The organism is Microbacterium sp. PI-SA-G, from assembly GCF_057215335.1.
The window spans coordinates 526,792-543,288 of record NZ_CM170103.1 but is presented as its reverse complement, the minus strand read 5'-3'; the positions used below and the strand labels follow the sequence as shown (position 1 = coordinate 543,288).

17 protein-coding genes are annotated in these 16,497 nt (G+C 66.6%); 8 read left to right on the top strand and 9 right to left on the bottom strand.

From position 1 onward, the window contains the following. Positions 1–3 precede the first annotated feature (3 nt). Positions 4–477 (bottom strand): NfeD family protein, encoded by a 474-nt coding sequence (locus tag AC2D10_RS02765; protein ID WP_484710318.1) that lies wholly within the window; start codon positions 475–477, stop codon positions 4–6. 122 nt (positions 478–599) lie between these two features. On the opposite strand from AC2D10_RS02765, the gene AC2D10_RS02760 reads away from it, so the two are divergent. After that, the gene (locus tag AC2D10_RS02760; RefSeq protein WP_484710317.1) at positions 600–1,364 is read left to right on the top strand and encodes an SDR family oxidoreductase; all 765 of its coding nucleotides are present in this window, start codon (positions 600–602) and stop codon (positions 1,362–1,364) included. A gap of 63 nt (positions 1,365–1,427) precedes the next feature. On the opposite strand, the gene AC2D10_RS02755 is transcribed toward AC2D10_RS02760, so the two are convergent. After that, positions 1,428–2,021: an HdeD family acid-resistance protein gene (locus AC2D10_RS02755; protein ID WP_484710316.1), complete on the bottom strand. Its 594-nt coding sequence runs from the start codon at positions 2,019–2,021 to the stop codon at positions 1,428–1,430. 175 nt (positions 2,022–2,196) lie between these two features. Here AC2D10_RS02755 and AC2D10_RS02750 point away from each other — a divergent pair, with 175 nt between their 5' ends. The 5 genes from AC2D10_RS02750 (at position 2,197) to AC2D10_RS02730 (ending at position 6,392) form a co-directional block, all read left to right on the top strand. Then, positions 2,197–2,595 carry a helix-turn-helix transcriptional regulator gene (locus AC2D10_RS02750; RefSeq protein WP_484711789.1) on the top strand — a complete coding sequence of 133 codons (399 nt, stop codon included), beginning with the start codon at positions 2,197–2,199 and terminating at the stop codon, positions 2,593–2,595. A gap of 4 nt (positions 2,596–2,599) precedes the next feature. Beyond that, positions 2,600–3,010, top strand: a complete 411-nt coding sequence (locus AC2D10_RS02745; RefSeq protein WP_484710314.1) for a VOC family protein — start codon at positions 2,600–2,602, stop codon at positions 3,008–3,010. 29 nt (positions 3,011–3,039) lie between these two features. After that, positions 3,040–5,400 (top strand): ATP-binding cassette domain-containing protein, encoded by a 2,361-nt coding sequence (locus AC2D10_RS02740; protein ID WP_484710313.1) that lies wholly within the window; start codon positions 3,040–3,042, stop codon positions 5,398–5,400. Positions 5,401–5,697: 297 nt separating this feature from the next. Continuing rightward, a complete protein-coding gene (locus AC2D10_RS02735) occupies positions 5,698–6,012 on the top strand; it encodes a hypothetical protein (protein WP_484710312.1) in 315 nt (104 codons plus the stop codon). Between the two features lie 113 nt (positions 6,013–6,125). Beyond that, positions 6,126–6,392, top strand: a complete 267-nt coding sequence (locus AC2D10_RS02730; RefSeq protein WP_484710311.1) for a hypothetical protein — start codon at positions 6,126–6,128, stop codon at positions 6,390–6,392. A gap of 43 nt (positions 6,393–6,435) precedes the next feature. Here AC2D10_RS02730 and AC2D10_RS02725 read toward each other — a convergent pair whose 3' ends face one another. Beyond that, positions 6,436–7,890, bottom strand: coding sequence for an NAD(P)/FAD-dependent oxidoreductase (locus tag AC2D10_RS02725; RefSeq protein ID WP_484710310.1), 1,455 nt, complete (start codon positions 7,888–7,890; stop codon positions 6,436–6,438). 148 nt (positions 7,891–8,038) lie between these two features. Further along, positions 8,039–8,539 (bottom strand): EF-hand domain-containing protein, encoded by a 501-nt coding sequence (locus AC2D10_RS02720; RefSeq protein WP_484710309.1) that lies wholly within the window; start codon positions 8,537–8,539, stop codon positions 8,039–8,041. Positions 8,540–8,804: 265 nt separating this feature from the next. On the opposite strand from AC2D10_RS02720, the gene AC2D10_RS02715 reads away from it, so the two are divergent. After that, positions 8,805–9,290 carry a hypothetical protein gene (locus tag AC2D10_RS02715; RefSeq protein WP_484710308.1) on the top strand — a complete coding sequence of 162 codons (486 nt, stop codon included), beginning with the start codon at positions 8,805–8,807 and terminating at the stop codon, positions 9,288–9,290. 139 nt (positions 9,291–9,429) lie between these two features. Next, a complete protein-coding gene (locus AC2D10_RS02710) occupies positions 9,430–10,770 on the top strand; it encodes an MFS transporter (RefSeq protein WP_484710307.1) in 1,341 nt (446 codons plus the stop codon). 1 nt (position 10,771) lies between these two features. On the opposite strand, the gene AC2D10_RS02705 is transcribed toward AC2D10_RS02710, so the two are convergent. The 5 genes from AC2D10_RS02705 to AC2D10_RS02685 are packed head-to-tail and all read right to left on the bottom strand — an operon-like array spanning position 10,772 to position 16,489. Then, positions 10,772–11,518, bottom strand: a complete 747-nt coding sequence (locus AC2D10_RS02705) for a formylglycine-generating enzyme family protein (protein WP_484710306.1) — start codon at positions 11,516–11,518, stop codon at positions 10,772–10,774. Beyond that, on the bottom strand, positions 11,511–12,275 hold the full coding sequence (locus AC2D10_RS02700; protein ID WP_484710305.1) for an SGNH/GDSL hydrolase family protein: 765 nt from the start codon (positions 12,273–12,275) through the stop codon (positions 11,511–11,513). The genes AC2D10_RS02705 and AC2D10_RS02700 overlap by 8 nt, the downstream gene beginning before the upstream one ends. Positions 12,276–12,322: 47 nt before the next feature. Beyond that, positions 12,323–13,675: an MFS transporter gene (locus tag AC2D10_RS02695; protein WP_484710304.1), complete on the bottom strand. Its 1,353-nt coding sequence runs from the start codon at positions 13,673–13,675 to the stop codon at positions 12,323–12,325. A gap of 49 nt (positions 13,676–13,724) precedes the next feature. Continuing rightward, positions 13,725–14,759 (bottom strand): LLM class flavin-dependent oxidoreductase, encoded by a 1,035-nt coding sequence (locus tag AC2D10_RS02690; RefSeq protein WP_484710303.1) that lies wholly within the window; start codon positions 14,757–14,759, stop codon positions 13,725–13,727. Positions 14,760–14,812: 53 nt separating this feature from the next. Beyond that, positions 14,813–16,489 carry a DUF885 domain-containing protein gene (locus AC2D10_RS02685; RefSeq protein WP_484710302.1) on the bottom strand — a complete coding sequence of 559 codons (1,677 nt, stop codon included), beginning with the start codon at positions 16,487–16,489 and terminating at the stop codon, positions 14,813–14,815. Positions 16,490–16,497: the final 8 nt, after the last annotated feature.

The window sequence follows — 16,497 nt, the reverse complement described above, 5'->3', positions numbered from 1 at the left end:
CTCCTAGTCGTTGACGGGACGGACGGTGGCGGTCGCTCCGTTGATCGCCGTGACGGCGACCGGCGACCCCTGCGGGATCGGCACGGAGGTGGCGGTGCGGGCGGTCCAGGTGTCGCCGTTGCTGAGCTTGGCCTGGCCGGAGATCTGCGTGATGTCCTGCAGCGCGATGCCGCGGAGGTCGAGAAGTGCGTCGACGTTGGACTTCGTCGGGTCTTCGCCGCGTCGCAGCCGCTTCAGCAGCGGGGGCCGCAGCAGCAGGATGAAGAGGGCTGCCGCTGCGGCGGCGACGATCACCTGCACCCAGAACGGGAGGCCGACCACATCGGTGACGAGTCCGACTGCGGCGCCGAAGCTGAGCATCAGGAAGGTGAAGTCGAGGGACAGCATCTCGATCACGAGGAAGACGGCGATCAGGATGAGCCACCCGATCCATGCCCATTGGTCGATGAACTGTACGAATGTCGCGAAGTTGTCCATGCGGCCTCCTTTGGCGTCAACCTATCATGCGGCCGATATACCGCAGGGGCGGCGCGGGGCACTCTTGATAGTGTGGAGAACGCCGCGTCACCGCGGCTTTTCACGTATCAAGAGGAGTCACCGTGACCGACGTTCTTCCCGCAGGATCTCTCGACGGCAAGGTCGCTCTTGTCACCGGCTCATCGCGGGGGATCGGAGCAGACACGGTGCGCTACCTCGCTCAGGCGGGTGCCGATGTCGTCATCAATTTCCGCAACAAGGCGCCTCGCGCCGAGAAGCTGGCCGCAGAGCTCCGCGAGCTGGGCGGCCGGGCGCTCGTCGTCGGCGCAGACCTGACCGACCCCGCCTCCATCGCGCAGATGTTCGAGGCGGTCCGCGCGGAGTACGGGCGTCTGGACGTCCTGGTGCTCAACGCGTCCGGCGGAATGGAGTCCGGGATGGCCGAGGACTATGCCCTCACGCTCAACCGCGACGCGCAGGTCAACGTGCTGAACGCCGCGACGCCTCTGCTGGAAGACGGCGCGCGCGTGGTCTTCGTCACCAGCCACCAGGCCCACTACATCCGCACCACCCCGACCATGCCCGAGTACGAGCCGGTCGCCCTGTCGAAGCGCGCGGGCGAAGACGCCCTGCGCGAGCTGATCCCCGGCCTCGCCGAGAAGGGGATCGGCTTCACGGTCGTCTCCGGCGACATGATCGAGGGCACGATCACCGCCACGCTGCTCGAGCGAGCGAACCCCGGCGCGATCGCCGAGCGCCGTGAGTCGGCCGGCAAGCTGTACAACGTGTCGGAGTTCGCCGCCGAGGTCGCTCTGGCTGCGGTCGAGCCGGTCCCCGCCGACAACACCCGCCTGGTCGGCGACGTCAGCGCGTTCGCCGCTGAGTAGTTCGCGACATGCGATCGGCCCCGTCCTGGACTGCAGGACGGGGCCTATCTGTGCGTGCGGTGATCAGGCAGGGTTTCCGGTGCGCGTGGCGCCGACGAGGCCCTTCGCCTCTTTGCCGATCGTGATGGCGCGGACGATCTGCACGATGCCGAGTGCGACGAGCGAGATGCCGAGGAACAGCCAGAAGGCCAGCCCGGCGATCAGCGGTGAGAAGAGCACGATGACTCCCGCGATGACGCTCAGCAGGGCGTAGAGGAGAGTCCAGACGCGGGACCCGTCCTGTCCGAGCAACGACAGTGCCACGACGCCGTCGATGATCCAGCTGATGCCGATGAAGATGACCACCACGAGGGCGAGCGTGGCTGCGGCGGCAGTCAGGTTCGCGAAGGCGATGACACCGGCCGCGATGTAGAACAGGCCGAGCACGATGTGCCCGACGCGAGCCCAGCCGCTCCGGGCGTGGGAGAAGATGCCGAGGCCGATGTAGACGAGCCCGGCGATCACGAGGTACGACGCGAAGATCGCGGTCACGATGACGGCGGACTTGACGGGCCAGATGAGTAGGACGAGGCCCGCGATGAGCGCGAGCGCGCCCGAGACGGCGAGAGTGATGCGAATGGACTTGAACAGTGTTGCGCCGGGGAGTGCGTCAGACATGGGGAAATCCCTTCCTGGGAAATATCTGTTAGGCCTTCAGGGTAGCGCTCCCGTTCGCGGCTGTGGGGGAGAGATGGAGTCCCCTGTCACGCAGGTCGTTTCGCGACACGAGCGGTCGTGGCAGGATCATCTCGTGACGACGCCCGACGACTCCCGCCTCCGTGATCTCGTGCTCATGCGGCGTGTGCGGGACCGCATCGACCGGGAGTATGCGCAGCCCCTCGACGTCGAGGCGCTCGCACAGGGCGTACACCTGTCGGCCGGCCACCTCAGCCGACGATTTCGCGAGACTTACGGGGAGTCGCCGTACTCGTATCTCATGACGCGCCGCATCGAGCGCGCCATGGCCCTGCTGCGACGCGGCGATCGCAGCGTGACCGACGTGTGCTTCGAGGTGGGCTGCTCGTCGCTGGGCACCTTCAGCACCCGCTTCACCGAGCTCGTCGGTGTCCCACCCAGCGTGTACCGTGAACGAGCCGCGAACGTCGAGGGCATTCCCGTGTTCCAGGCGAAGCAGGTCACCCGACCGATCAGGAATCGAGAAGCGCCGCGCATCGAGGCGCACCTAGCGTGAGCCCATGAAGATCACCATCCATTACACGTTCCTCCCGCACACCGACGCCGATGCCGCGCTCGGCTTCTATCGCGACGCCCTCGGATTCGAGGTGCGCAACGACGTCGGCTATGACGGTCTGCGCTGGATCACCGTCGGGCCGGAGGGGCAACCCGAGACGTCGATCGTGCTGCATCCGCCGGCCACCGATCCGGGCATCACCGATGCAGAGAGGCAGACGATCCTCGAACTGATCGCGAAGGGGAGCTACGGGGCGCTCACTCTCGCGAGCGATGATCTCGACGGCCTCTTCGACCGACTCGTCGCGCACGGCGCCGACGTCGTGCAGGAGCCGATGGATCAGCCCTATGGCGTCCGCGACTGCGCGTTCCGCGACCCCGCGGGCAATCTTCTCCGTATGAACCAGACCGGCTGAGCATCAGCCACGAACTCTCAAGGATGCCGATGTCCACTCCCGCCGCGCACGCCGCTGACAGCCACGACCTCATCCGCGTTCAGGGCGCGCGCGAGAACAACCTCAAAGAGGTGAGCGTCGACATCCCCAAGCGGCGGCTGACGGTGTTCACCGGTGTGTCCGGCTCGGGCAAGAGCTCTCTGGTGTTCGACACGATCGCCGCCGAGTCTCGACGCATGATCGATGAGACCTACAGCGCATTCGTGCAGGGATTCATGCCGTCCGTGCCACGCCCGGACGTCGATGTGCTCGAGGGCCTGACCACCGCGATCATCGTGAACCAGGAGCGGCTGGGCGCGAACCCGCGCTCGACGGTCGGCACGGTCACTGACGCCAACGCGATGCTGCGAATCCTCTTCAGCAAGCTCGGCACCCCGTACATCGGCGGTCCGACGGCGTTCTCCTTCAACATCCCGACGCAGCGGGCGAGCGGGGTCATGACCGGTCCCGGCGGCGAGAAGAAGATCGTGAAGGACGCGATCTATCTCGGCGGCATGTGTCCGCGCTGCGAGGGCAGGGGAGCGGTCTCCGACCTCGACCTCGCCCAGATCGTCGACGAGTCCAAGTCGCTCGACGAGGGCGCCATCATGGTCCCGGGTTACACCGCCGACGGCTGGATGGTGAAGGGGTTCTCGCAGTCGGGCTTCTACCCGGGCGACAGACCGATCTCGCAGTTCACCGAGAAGCAACGCCACCTCTTCCTCTACGGCGAGGTCACGAAGGTGAAGATCGCGGGCATCAACATGACGTACGAGGGCCTGATCCCCAAGATCACCAAAGCGATGCTGTCGAAGGATCTCGATGCCCTGCAGCCGCATGTTCGCGCGTTCGTCGAGCGCGTCGCGACGTTCGCGGTGTGCCCGGAGTGCGACGGAACGCGGCTGACCGAGGGTGCTCGATCGTCGATGATCGCCGGGATCAGCATCGCCGACGCCTGCCGTATGCAGGTCACCGACCTCGCCGAGTGGGTTCGAGGGCTGGACCTTTCCGGGGCCGGGCCGCTCCTCGACGCGCTGAGCGCGAACCTCGACGCCTTCGTGACGCTCGGGCTCGGATACCTCAGCCTTGAGCGCCCCTCGGGCACGCTGTCCGGGGGAGAGGCGCAGCGCATCAAGATGCTGCGCCACCTCGGGTCGTCGCTCACCGACATCACCTATGTGTTCGATGAGCCGACGATCGGTCTGCATCCGCACGACATCCAGCGCATGAACGGCCTCTTGCTGAAGCTGCGGGACAAGGGCAACACGGTTCTGGTCGTGGAGCACAAACCCGAGACGATCGTGATCGCCGACCACGTGGTCGACCTCGGCCCCGGAGCGGGAAGCGCCGGCGGGGAGATCTGCTTCGAGGGCACGGTCGAGGGGCTCAAGAAGAGCGGCACGCGCACGGGGGAGCACCTCGAGGATCGCGCGTTGTTGAAAGAGAGGGTCCGAACGGGCGTCGGTGCGATCGAGGTGCGCGATGCCACGGAGAACAACCTGCAGCACGTCGACGTCGACATCCCGAAGGGCGTGCTCAGCGTCATCACCGGCGTCGCCGGCTCCGGCAAGAGCTCGCTGATCCATGGCTCGGTGGCTCGTCGCGAGGGTGTCGTCTCAATCGATCAGGGCGCGATCAAGGGCTCACGTCGCAGCAACCCGGCCACGTACACCGGTCTGCTGGAACCCATCCGCAAGGCGTTCGCGAAGGCCAACGGCGTGAAGCCGGCCCTGTTCAGCGCGAACTCCGAGGGCGCGTGCCCCACCTGCAAGGGCGCAGGCGTGATCATCACCGAACTCGGCTTCATGGACACGATCGAGACCCCGTGCGAAGACTGCGGTGGCAAGCGCTTCCAGGCCGCCGTGCTGGAGTACAAGCTCGCCGGCAAGGACATCACGGAAGTCCTTGATCTGCCCGTCTCCGAGGCTCGCGTGTTCTTCTCCGAGGGCGACGCCAAGATTCCTGCCGTCACGGCAATCCTGGGCCGCCTCGATGATGTCGGACTCGGCTACCTGTCGCTCGGGCAGCCGTTGTCGACGCTGTCCGGCGGCGAACGCCAGCGCATTAAACTGGCCATTCAGATGGGCGGGAAGGGTGACATCTACGTACTCGATGAGCCCACGACTGGGCTTCACCTCGCGGATGTCGACAAGATTCTCGGGCTGCTCGATCGTCTGGTCGACTCCGGCAAGACGGTCATCGTGATCGAACACCACCAGGCCGTCATGGCTCACGCCGACTGGATCATCGACATCGGCCCCGGCGCCGGCCACGACGGCGGACGTGTGGTGTTCGAAGGCACGCCGGCCGACCTGGTATTCCAAAAGTCCACCGTCACAGCCGAGCACCTGGCTGCCTACGTCGGCGCCTGATCCTGGCGGTACCGAACCGGAGGAGGCGTCGATCCTGCTCTGCTCCCTGCGGTGACCTCGACTCTTCCTCACCGTTTCGGTGCTTCCGATCGAGCACGCGCGGAAGCATAGGCCTCCCAAATAGTGGTAGCCGCCCCCTTCAACGGTCGAGAAATAGCGCCTCGCCACAAGAAGTTCCCTGGATGCTCCATGGTTCCAGAGTGCCTAAATCCGTCACATGTAGGGGATGTGTCCTCACACAGCATCGCATAGTGTCTAAGCACGGATAGCTGCGGATCAAGATTGGACTCAGAATGAATGGAACAGACAGCCGTGCGGATGAACGACGCCAATCGCCTGCGCTACACACCCCTCGTGGGCGCCCTGTGTGTGGTCCTTCTGAGCCTGGGATCGACTCAAACCGCTGAGGCGGCGGTGTACCGCTACAACGTGCTCAATGTCATGACCAAGTCGAATGCCGTCGGCGGTGTGATCGCGAACTGCAAGATCACGACGAGCGGGGGCGTCTGCACAATCACCCGAGGAAAAATGGCGACAAGAACGATCGAGGTGAGTCTCGGCACCACTCGGGCGTTCAACCCCTCCAGTGCCGGAATCTCGTGCGGGCTCTGAAAGAACAGATTCTGGTGAGCGGCCTAGCCCTTTGCCTGTATGCGTCGTTGGCCGGGTGCGTCGCCCAGGCTCAGATGGCGACAAACGACGCGGTGGGTCGTTCGCTCACGCTCGTGGCAGACCAGGTGCCCGAGGCATCGACTCTGTTGATCCAAGACGTCTCGCCGCGGGTCGGTGTACCGGCATCGTTTTCGGATGCGGCCGGATACGACGAATGGGTAGTGGTCGCAGCCTGCGCGGACGCCGCTGACCTGCGATCCGCCTCGACGGTGGAAGTCGCTGTCATTCCGCAGGTCAGCTACACGACGGGGGTGAGATCCGCGGTGCGTCGCGACGAATTCGTGGATGCCGTGAGCTGCGACGGCCGTGCGTTCAGATGATGACGATTGCTGCCCCGTAACAACACCGATAATGCACATTATGTCAGATCATCGGAAGTGCCGGTCCCCATCGCCGAGCCACGTCCGTCACGTACTGCAGGAGGTGAGCGTGCGGCTTCCCCTCCCCGCTCATCGTCGCCGCGACGATCTCGGGCGAGAAGCTCAAGTCGCCCGGCAGCTCTTCGTAGAAGACGTTGATCAACGACCGGTGGAAGTATTCCACCATCGTCGTGTCGTTCTCAGGAAGCCGCGCATTCGCTTCGACTGTCGCAGCGACACCGTGCGCCGCGAACGTGTTGACGGATTCCGAACGCGACTGCGTCTGAATCGGTGCACGTTCCGGAGCGAAGATGGAGACAGTCGATGACAGCGCCGAGATGCCGAGCAGATGGTCGGCCACGAGCCGGGCGATTTCCGGTGCGGTGTGAAATCCGTCCCGGTAGGTTCCGGTCACGATGAACAGGCCCCTTACGCTCGTCTCTCCGATAAGGGGGAAACCGTCAATCGTCACGGGACGGTTCCCGACCACCCAGCGCTCGAGGGCCGCATGAAACAGACGCCGATCGATCTGCTCGCAGATCGATCGGATCAGGAGCTGACTCATCCCGAGGTCTGTCGATGTCGTAGCCTGCCGGGATAGCACGTTGGACGCCCCCAGGTAGTACCGGGAGTCACCTATCGGGATGACATGGAGCCCGCAGGAGCCGGACCTGTTCGGTGTGCGCACCACATGATCCACATCGATTCCGCCCGTGCGTTTCACCAGCGCGGCATTCCCCTTCCCGGCGTAGAGAAGCGGAATCGAACCGGGCTCGAGCGTCTTGTCCAACAGATTCTCGGTCTCCACGCCGGCGGCCAGCACCACTCGTTCGGCGCGGATCGTGGAGCCGTCGGCCAGCACGACTCCTGCCACGCGGTGGCCCTCGGCCGCGACCTTGACAGCCGTTCCGGTGATCGAACGCACTCCTACTCGATCCGTCGCCGTCGACAGAGCGCCTAGGACGTGACGAGCATCTACCGCTCCCTCGCGAGGGATGTGGATTGCCTGCAGTGGCCGCGCGTCCACCGCCGCATCCAGCCCGAGAATGTCTGCGGCCTCAAGGACCTCGAACGGCTCGTCATACGCGATGAGGGCTGCCCGAATGGCGTTGATGCTGTCGTCGTCGATGCGCCCGGATCTCGTGTTGTGCAGAACACTCGTACCGGTGACGCGATGGTGGCGCCGCTCCCCGATCCGAGCAAAGGCCTCCAGGCGGCCGAGCCACTCATCCCAGCGGTCTAGAGCTCGAATGCAGAGCTCCAGCTTCGCGCGCCCTGCGGCAGTGGGGAGGGTGGAAGGTCCGACCTCGGCGAACGTGTTCAACATCGCCCCGGCGGCGTACGAGGCACTCCCCTGCTGTTCGGGTCTGCCCAGGATGCCGATACTCAGTGTGGGGGCGCGTTGCGCTAACTCGAATGCGATCGACAGGCCGATGACACCACGCCCGACGACGAGCACATCGACAGGTCGCTCTCTCACTGTTTTTTGTCGCTCGGTGGCAGTGGCGGGGTCGCCGGTCTGGTCGCGGAGTTGTTGTTGTGGTTGCCCAGCATGAGCGCGAAAAGCAATGGCATGATGTTCCCGTCTTCGTCGTTGGTTCTGCGAGTCACGCGTCGGTCTCGAGAAGGCTCAACGCCGCACCATCGGGCATCGCGAGCAGTGTCTCCCACGCCTCTGCGTACTCACGACGGTCGAGTCTCCCGGATCCATCAGTGTCCAATCGCCGGAATGCCGCCCGAGCGGTTGTCTCACTGAACCCGAAGGCGACCATCAACGTCGCGAAACCATCGAGGTCGATCTCGCCGTCATCATCTGCATCGGCGATGGTGAACTCCGCATCGAGGCCATTGCCGAGGCGGGGCGAGTCTGCCCTGGCTGCTACGGCTCGGAAGTACTCCTCCCGAGTGACGCTGCCGTCGCCGCTTCGATCGAGGAGGGCGAGTTGGCGCCACGCGGCGTCGTAACGCTGAGCGAGTGCCTCTGCCTTCGGATGGGACGGATCCATGTTGAACGCATCCGTCACCTTGCTGTGCATCAGAAGGAAGTCGTTGCGAGTGACTCGTCCGTCTTTGTCAGCATCGAACAGAGAGAAGATCTCTCGAATCACGCGATCGATTGCATGTTGCGCAGACATCTCGCCTTTCCTGGCATTCATGATGTGGGTGGCTCGCGTCTCGACGCAGCCGCATTGGCACTGAGCAATCTACATGCTTGATCGGCAGAAAATGCCAGTTCGGAGGCGTATTCCGATATTCCGGCTGGGAGATCGGTCGCACCGATCTCCGGCAGCCTCCACACCGATGTGGTTGACTGTGTCCCGTTTGCCAAACGGTGCTGTCGAATGGCGGCACCTTGATCAGGGGGAAATCTTTATGAATCGTCGTTTCGCAGCTCTCACGATCGCCGCTGTCGCCATCCTCGGCCTCACGGCCTGCTCAGGCTCGCCCAGCGCCTCTGAGAGCACGTCGGCTCCGGAGAGCTCCGCACCAGCCGAGCAGAGCTCCGCACCGAGCTCCGACCAGAGCGTCGCCGACGCGTGCGCCAGCGCCGCCACGCAGGTCCAGGCCGCGACCAGCGAGCTCGGCTCGCTCGACGTGTCGGCTGCCGCCGCTGACCCGCAGGGCACGGTCGACACCTTCACGCAGTCCGTCGACGCGATCGGTGCCGCCGCCGAGTCGATCAGCAACCCCGAGGTCAAGGACGCGGTCACCGCGGTCTACGAGGACTTCGGCGCGATGCGCGACGTGCTCTCGAAGGTCCTCGTCGACGGCGACCAGGCTGCCGCTGCCGAGATGGCCACCGTGTCGGCCGACGTGCAGGAATCCGCACTCGCGATCGGCGAGCTCTGCAACGGCTGATCACCGCACCACACCGCGCTGATGCACACACTGCGCTGATGGCTCAGCGCTCAGAAGGCCCCCTCGACCGCCCGGTCGAGCGGGCCTTCTCCGTTCCCCCGTGACGTCGACCGCGTCGACGCAGGAGTAGCGTGGAAGGGTGCAGCGCGTTCCCCTCTCCCCTGTGTCGACGCCGGGGTGGCGGGCATGGGTGATCTGGTCCGTCGGGGTCGCGGCCTACGTGCTGGCCATCACGAACCGCACATCGCTCGGCGCGGTGGGCGTCGAGGCGGCGGACCGGTTCCAGGCGGATGCCTCGACTCTCGCCCTGTTCGCGGTGGTGCAGCTCGCGGTCTACGGCGGCATGCAGATCCCGATCGGGGTGCTGCTCGACCGCTTCGGGTCACGACCGATCATGACGGTCGGAATGCTGCTGATGGCCGCCGGTCAGCTCACCATGGCCCTCTCCCCCAGCATCGGCATCGCGATTCTCGCGCGCGTGCTGCTCGGTGCCGGCGACGCGGCGATCTTCCCCGCTGTGCTGCGACTCGTGGCCACGTGGTTCCCGGCGCAGCGCGGTCCGCTGATGGTGCAGTTCACGGGCATCCTCGGTCAAGCCGGTCAGCTGATCGCGCTCGTGCCCGTGGCCGCCCTGCTGCACGCGACCACCTGGTCGGTCACGTTCGGCAGCATCGCCGGGCTCGGAGTCCTGTTCACGATCCTGGTCGCGCTGGTGATCCGCAATCACCCGCCCGAGCGTGACGCCGACGTGACCGTCAACACCGACACCGGCGTGATCCGCGTCGTCACCTCGGCCATCGACACCGGGGTCGGGATCCGAGCGGCATGGGCGCATCCGGGCACGCGACTCGCCTTCTGGTCCCACTTCACCACGCCCTTCGCCGGCACCGCGTTCGTGCTCCTCTGGGGCATGCCGTTCCTCACCGCTGCGCAGGGGCTTGACACCGCCCACGCCGCCGGCATCATCTCGGTCTACGTGGTCGCCGGCATGGCACTCGGCCCGGTCATCGGCTACCTGTCCCGCCGACTGCCCAATCAGCGCTCCCTCGCTCTGGTGCTTCCTGCGGTGGGCGTGCAGATGGCGGCGTGGCTCGTCGTGATCGCCCTCCCGGATCCCGCGCCGATCTGGCTGCTCTACGTGCTCGCCGCCGCGATCGCGACCGGCGGTCCTGCGTCGATGATCGCCTTCGACCACGCCCGCACGCACAATCCCTCGCATCGTCTCAGCACGGCGACCGGGCTCACGAACGCCGGCGGGTTCATCGCCGCACTCATCGCGATCTTCCTGATCGGTCTCGCGCTCGACATCCAGGGAGCCGGAACCCCGGAGACGTACAGACTCGACGCCTTCCGTGTGGCGTTCCTGATGCCCGTGCCGCTGTGGATCGTGGGTGTCGTGTTCATCCTCGTCGAGCGCAAGCGCACCCGCATCCGGATGGGACTGGACCCCGAGCGTCCGCGTCACCGCCGAGCGGCCTGACTCACGCGCGGCGCGGAGTCCAACCGGTCGGCACAGGCCCGTCGAACGCCGCGCGCTCGCGATCGGCGGCGGCCGACCACCCCTGTGCCTCGTCGGGCACGTCGAAGGCTCCTCGTGCCAGTCGCACGCCGACATCCTCGTGATGCATGCGGGGCCCTCCCCCGCGGCGCACCGATGCCCGAACGCTCCAGGCGTCGTCAGCGAAACCTCCTCCGCGGAACACGCGATAGTCGTCGTAGCGCGCGGGGTCGAGCAGATCCCAGCACCATTCCCACACATTGCCGAGCGTGTCGAAGAGCCCGTTGAGATTCGGCAGCTTGCCGCCGACGTTCTGCGGCGCGCTCACCCCGTCAGCGCTGGTCCAGGCGGCGTCGGCCAGCGGTGCGTAGTGCGGACCGCGTGAACCGGCCCGGCAGGCGAACTCCCACTCGGCCTCGGTCGGCAGCCGGTAGCCGTCAGCGGTGGCGTCCCAGGCGACCTCTTCGCCGTCGAAGCGGTACACCGTGTCGAGACCTTCCCACTCCGACACGGCGTTACAGAGATGCACGGCGCGCAGCCAGCTGATGTCCGCTGCGGGATGATCGGGGTGACGCGAGGGAACAGCCAGAACCTCGGCGAGCTGCTCCTCGGTGACGGGGTACACACCGATCTCGAACGGCTCCAGCGTGACCGTGCGCTCGATCTTGCGTCGGGCATCGTGCAGCGTGACCTGGCCGGCGGCGATCCGCTGCATCTGGATGTCACTCATGCGTCGACGGCGACCGCTCCACCCACACCGGGTACTTGGCTGCCCGACCGTCTCCGGACGACGTGCGGGTGACTCGTCGCCGCACCCAGGGACCGACGAACTGGCGGTAGTAGGCGAAGCCTGCGACTCCACCCTGCGGCGGGTCCGGCAGCGACCACCAGGACTCCGGCGGCTCGAATCCGAGAGCGTCGAGCACGCGCGCTGCCACACGATGATGCCCCGCCGCGTTCATGTGCAGGCGGTCCTCGGACCAATACATCGGCTTCGCGAGCTCGCGATCCGGCCAGTTCAGTGCCCGCACGACGTCGGGACGGTTCTCGATCCGTCGCAGAACGGCCGCGGAGAGCTGGTCCCCCCGCCGCTGCACGAGGTCCCCCATCGGCAGCTGACCGCTGGGGTTCGCGCCCGAGAGCAGGATCACCCGCACGCCCTCATCGTCACAGCGACGCAGAACCCGGCTGAATGCATCGGCCACGTGCTCGAGGTCGGCGCGCGGCCGCAGCATGTCGTTGCCTCCGCCGTTGAACGACAGGTGCGTGGGGTGCAGCGACAGTGCGAACTCCAGCTGCTGATCGACGATCGGCCAGGCGAGCTTGCCGCGGATGGCCAGATTCGCGTACTGGATCGTCTGGCCCGCGGCATTCGCCCAGCCCTGGGCGACGAGGTCCGCCCATCCCCGCTCACCGCCGTCGGAGAGCGGATCGCCCACTCCTTCGGTGAAGGAATCGCCGATGGCCACGTACCGTACGTCTGTCACCCAACCAGCATATTGGTGTGCGTGGAGGGCCCGATCACCCGGCACGCCTAGCGGTCGTCGAGCGCGAGTCCGCCCCGGTCTTTCAGACCCCAGGCCGCTCCCGCCGCGATCAGGAAGCACGCGCCGAACACCACGAAGAGCAACGGCGCCCCACCGGCGAGCAGAAGCACGGGCACCGCCAGCGGGGCCACGATCGAGGCGATGCGCCCCACTCCCGCCGACCATCCGGCGCCGGTGGCCCGCACAGAGGTCGGATAGAGCTCCGGTGTCACCGCGTACAGGGCGCCCCACGCGCCGAGGTTGAAGAACGAGAGCGCCATCCCAGAGGCGATGATCGCCACCTCCGTCGACGCCGTGCCGAAGAAGACAGCCGACACCGCGGAGCCGACCAGGAACACCGACAGGGTGGCTCGCCTCCCCCACTTCTCGATCAGCCAGGCCGCGACCGCGTACCCCGGCAGCTGGGCGAGCGTGATGATCAGAGTGAACCCGAACGATCGCACCAGGTCGAACCCGGCGTCGACGAGGATGCTCGGGATCCAGATGAACGCCCCGTAGTACGCGAAGTTTACGCACAGCCAGACAACCCAGAGGCAGAGCGTCCGCACGCGGAACTCCGCGTTCCAGAGCGTGGTCACGCGTGCGCGAGCCGTCGCGGCGATCGGACGGGCCTCCGGCTCTCGGCGGATCTCGGGCCCGCGGACGACGCCGGCATCGGCTTCGAAGGCCGACACGATGCGGTCGGCCTCGGCGATCCGCCCCTTGGAGGCCAGCCACCGCGGAGACTCGGGCAGCCCCCACCGCACGATCAGGGCGTACACGGTGGGGATCGCGCCGAGTGCGAAGGCCCATCGCCATCCATCATCGGAGGTCGGGATGACGAAGAAGGCGATCAGCGCCGCGGCGGTCCACCCGAGGGCCCAGAACGCCTCGAGGATCACGATGAGACGCCCGCGGATGCGCGCGGGCGCGAACTCGCTGACGTAGGTCGAGGCGACGGGCAACTCCGCGCCGAGGCCCAGTCCGACCAGGAACCGCAGCACCAGCAGCGCCGCGACTCCCCCGACGAGCGCGCTCGCCCCCGTGGCGACACCGTAGACGAGCAGGGTGAGCGCGAAGACCTGCCGGCGTCCGAAGCGGTCGGCCAGCAGACCTCCGAGCGTCGCTCCCAGCGCCATCCCGATGAAGCCGACCGACGCGATCCACCCCGCTTCCATCTTCGTCAGACCCCACTGCTGGGTCAGTGCAGCGAGGATGAAGGAGATCAGACCCACGTCCATCGCGTCGAGAGCCCAGCCGATGCCGGATCCACCCAGCAGCCGGAAGTGGCGTCGAGTGAACGGGAGGTCGTCGAGGCGCGAAGCCAGCGAGGCACGGCTCGGTGGGGCGGAGATGGCCATGAATCTCATCGTACGGCCGCCCCGGAGCGCATCAGCGCGGTGTGACGGCTCAGGTCCGGGCGTCGAGCAGCGCCCGCACCCGCGGGATGACCTCGGTGCCATAGAGCTCGATGCTGCGCATCATGGCTTCGTGCGACAGCGTGCCGGTCGCGTACTTGAGGTCGAAGCGCCCGAGACCCAGAGTCGTGATCGTGTCGGCGATCTTCGCGGCCACGCGATCGGGCGATCCGACGTACAGCGCCCCCTCGGGACCGAGATCGTTCTGGAAACGCGCTCGGCTGTACGCAGGCCAGCCGCGTTCGCGACCGATGGTGTTGTTCATCGCCTCGAAGCCCGAGTACGCCGAGTCCCACGCCTCGGCGTCGGTGTCGGCGATGTGGCCCGGGGAATGCACCGACACCGGATGCGCGGTCGTGCCGAAAGAGGCGACCGAGCGGTGGTAGAGGTCGACGAATGGGCGGAAACGCGCTGCGGAGCCGCCGATGATCGCGAGCATGAGCCCCAGGCCGTGCCGCGCGACGCGCACCACGGATTCCGGGCTCCCGCCCACGCCCACCCATGTGCGCAGACCGTTCTCGGTCTTGGGGAAGACATTCGCGTTCTCGAGCGAAGCGCGCATCGTCCCCGACCATGTGACGGGCTCCTCCTTCAGAAGCTCGACGAACAGCTCGAGCTTCTGTTCGAAGAGAGCCTCGTAGTCACGCAGGTCGTAGCCGAACAGCGGGAACGACTCGATGAAGGAACCTCGACCCAGCACCACCTCGGCGCGGCCGTCCGAGACGGCGTCGAGAGTCGCGAAGCGCTCGAACACCCGCACCGGGTCGTCGGATGACAGCACCGTCACGGCCGTGCCGAGCCGGATGCGCTCCGTGCGTCCCGCGATGGCTGCGAGCACCATCTCGGGTGCCGACACCGCGAACTCGGGGCGATGGTGCTCCCCCACCCCGAAGAAGTCCACGCCGACGGCGTCGGCGAGCTCCGCCTGCGCGATGACGTTGCGGATGGTCTGCGCCCCGGTCAGGAGCTCGCCATCCGCATCGCGGGTGATGTCGCCGAAGGTGTCCAGTCCGAACTCGATAGCCATGTCAGCCCTTTCCATTCAGGTGCATGAACACGAAGTGGCGTCGGCGCATTCCCTCAGCGCGGGAGCAGAGCCGTCCGCAGGGTGTCGAGGCCGACGCCGCCCATGTCGAGCGCGCGCTTGTGGAAGCTCTTGAAGGAGAACTCGTCGCCCTCCGCGGCCTGGACGGCATCGCGCACCTGCTCCCAGATCCGCTGACCGACCTTGTACGAAGGAGCTTGACCCGGCCAGCCGAGATAGCGGTTCACCTCGAACTGCACGAACTGGTCCGACATGTTCACGTTCTTGCGCATGAAGTCGAGTGCGTACGGGGCGTCCCACACGCCGTCACCGTCGAGACGGGGCTTGCCGAGGTGCACGCCGATGTCGAGCACGACGCGGGCCGCACGCATGCGCTGGCCGTCGAGCATGCCGAGGCGATCGGCCGGATCATCGAGGTACCCGAGCTGCTGCATCAGACGCTCGGCGTACAGCGCCCACCCTTCAGCGTGCCCGGATGTGCCGGCGAGCAGACGCCGCCAGGAGTTCAGTTCGGCCCGATTGTGCACGGCCTGCGCGATCTGCAGGTGGTGCCCCGGGACGCCCTCGTGGTACACGGTCGTGAGCTCACGCCAGGTGTCGAACTCCGTCACTCCCTCGGGGACGGACCACCACATGCGACCCGGTCGCGAGAAGTCGTCGGTCGGCCCCGTGTAGTAGATCCCGCCCTCCTGAGTGGGCGCGATCATGCACTCGAGGGTGCGGATGGCCTGAGGGATGTCGAAGTGCGATTCGCACAGCTCGGCGACTGCTCGGTCGCTGGTCTCCTGCATCCAGCGCTGAAGCGCGTCGGTGCCGACGAGCTTTCGGGCGGGGTCGGACTCGAGGTGCGCGACCGCCTCCTCGACGGATGCACCGGGGAGGATCTCGTTCGCGATCGCCGTCTGCTCGGCGACCATACGAGCGAGTTCTTCACGCCCCCACTCGTACGTCTCATCGAGGTCGATCGTGGCGCCCAGGAACCGGCGTGAGTGCAGGGCGTAAACATCGCGGCCCACGGCATCGGTCTCGTTCGCTGCGGGAAGCAGCTCTTCCGTGAGGAAGCGTCGAAGCTCGCCGTACGCCACGCGCGCAGCGGCGGAGTTGTCGGCCAGCGTGCGAGCGAGCGATGCCGGAAGCTGACCCTCTTCGGATGTCGCTTCTGCGACGAAGGCGGCGAAGAAGCCGTCATCCGCGGTGTAGCGGTCGATCTGGGTGGCGACCTCCTTCACCTGCCGGCGCGCGGGCGTCACACCCTCGGCGATTCCGGTGCGCAGGGTCTCGACGTATCCGCGCAGCGCGCGGGGAACCGCGGCGAGACGGGTGGCGATGACCGACCAGTCGTCGGCGGTGGAGGTGGGCATCAGATCGAAGGCGGACCGCACGTCCTGCGGGACCGACGCGATGACGTTCAGGTCGCGCAGATGCCACTTCGCCTCGTGGAACTCGAGGTCCAGACGGAGTTCGGAGCTCAGATCGGCCTTGGTCACCTCGTCGATTGCATCGGCGGGCTCCAGCGCCGTGAGCGCATCGAGCGCCGTGCGGGTCGCTGCGGCGATCTCCTCGTGACCGGCGGGGCTCAGGTCTCCGAAACGGTCGTTCACCTCGCTGCGGCCGATGTAGGTGCCGAGAGTCGGGGCGAGCACGGCGATCGTGTCGACCCATTCATCGGCGACCTTGTCGATGGCAGTGGGAGTGCGCGGGGATGACGTCATGGAACCCA

Bases quoted from the DNA above. Each gene is read 5' to 3' on its own strand.
- AC2D10_RS02715 (WP_484710308.1), top strand. From the start codon at position 8,805: ATGAATCGTCGTTTCGCAGCTCTCACGATCGCCGCTGTCGCCATCCTC.
- AC2D10_RS02685 (WP_484710302.1), bottom strand. From the start codon at position 16,489: ATGACGTCATCCCCGCGCACTCCCACTGCCATCGACAAGGTCGCCGAT.
- AC2D10_RS02735 (WP_484710312.1), top strand. From the start codon at position 5,698: ATGGAACAGACAGCCGTGCGGATGAACGACGCCAATCGCCTGCGCTAC.
- AC2D10_RS02690 (WP_484710303.1), bottom strand. From the start codon at position 14,759: ATGGCTATCGAGTTCGGACTGGACACCTTCGGCGACATCACCCGCGAT.
- AC2D10_RS02705 (WP_484710306.1), bottom strand. From the start codon at position 11,518: ATGAGTGACATCCAGATGCAGCGGATCGCCGCCGGCCAGGTCACGCTG.
- AC2D10_RS02695 (WP_484710304.1), bottom strand. From the start codon at position 13,675: ATGGCCATCTCCGCCCCACCGAGCCGTGCCTCGCTGGCTTCGCGCCTC.
- AC2D10_RS02750 (WP_484711789.1), top strand. From the start codon at position 2,197: ATGCGGCGTGTGCGGGACCGCATCGACCGGGAGTATGCGCAGCCCCTC.
- AC2D10_RS02765 (WP_484710318.1), bottom strand. From the start codon at position 477: ATGGACAACTTCGCGACATTCGTACAGTTCATCGACCAATGGGCATGG.
- AC2D10_RS02740 (WP_484710313.1), top strand. From the start codon at position 3,040: ATGTCCACTCCCGCCGCGCACGCCGCTGACAGCCACGACCTCATCCGC.
- AC2D10_RS02755 (WP_484710316.1), bottom strand. From the start codon at position 2,021: ATGTCTGACGCACTCCCCGGCGCAACACTGTTCAAGTCCATTCGCATC.
- AC2D10_RS02745 (WP_484710314.1), top strand. From the start codon at position 2,600: ATGAAGATCACCATCCATTACACGTTCCTCCCGCACACCGACGCCGAT.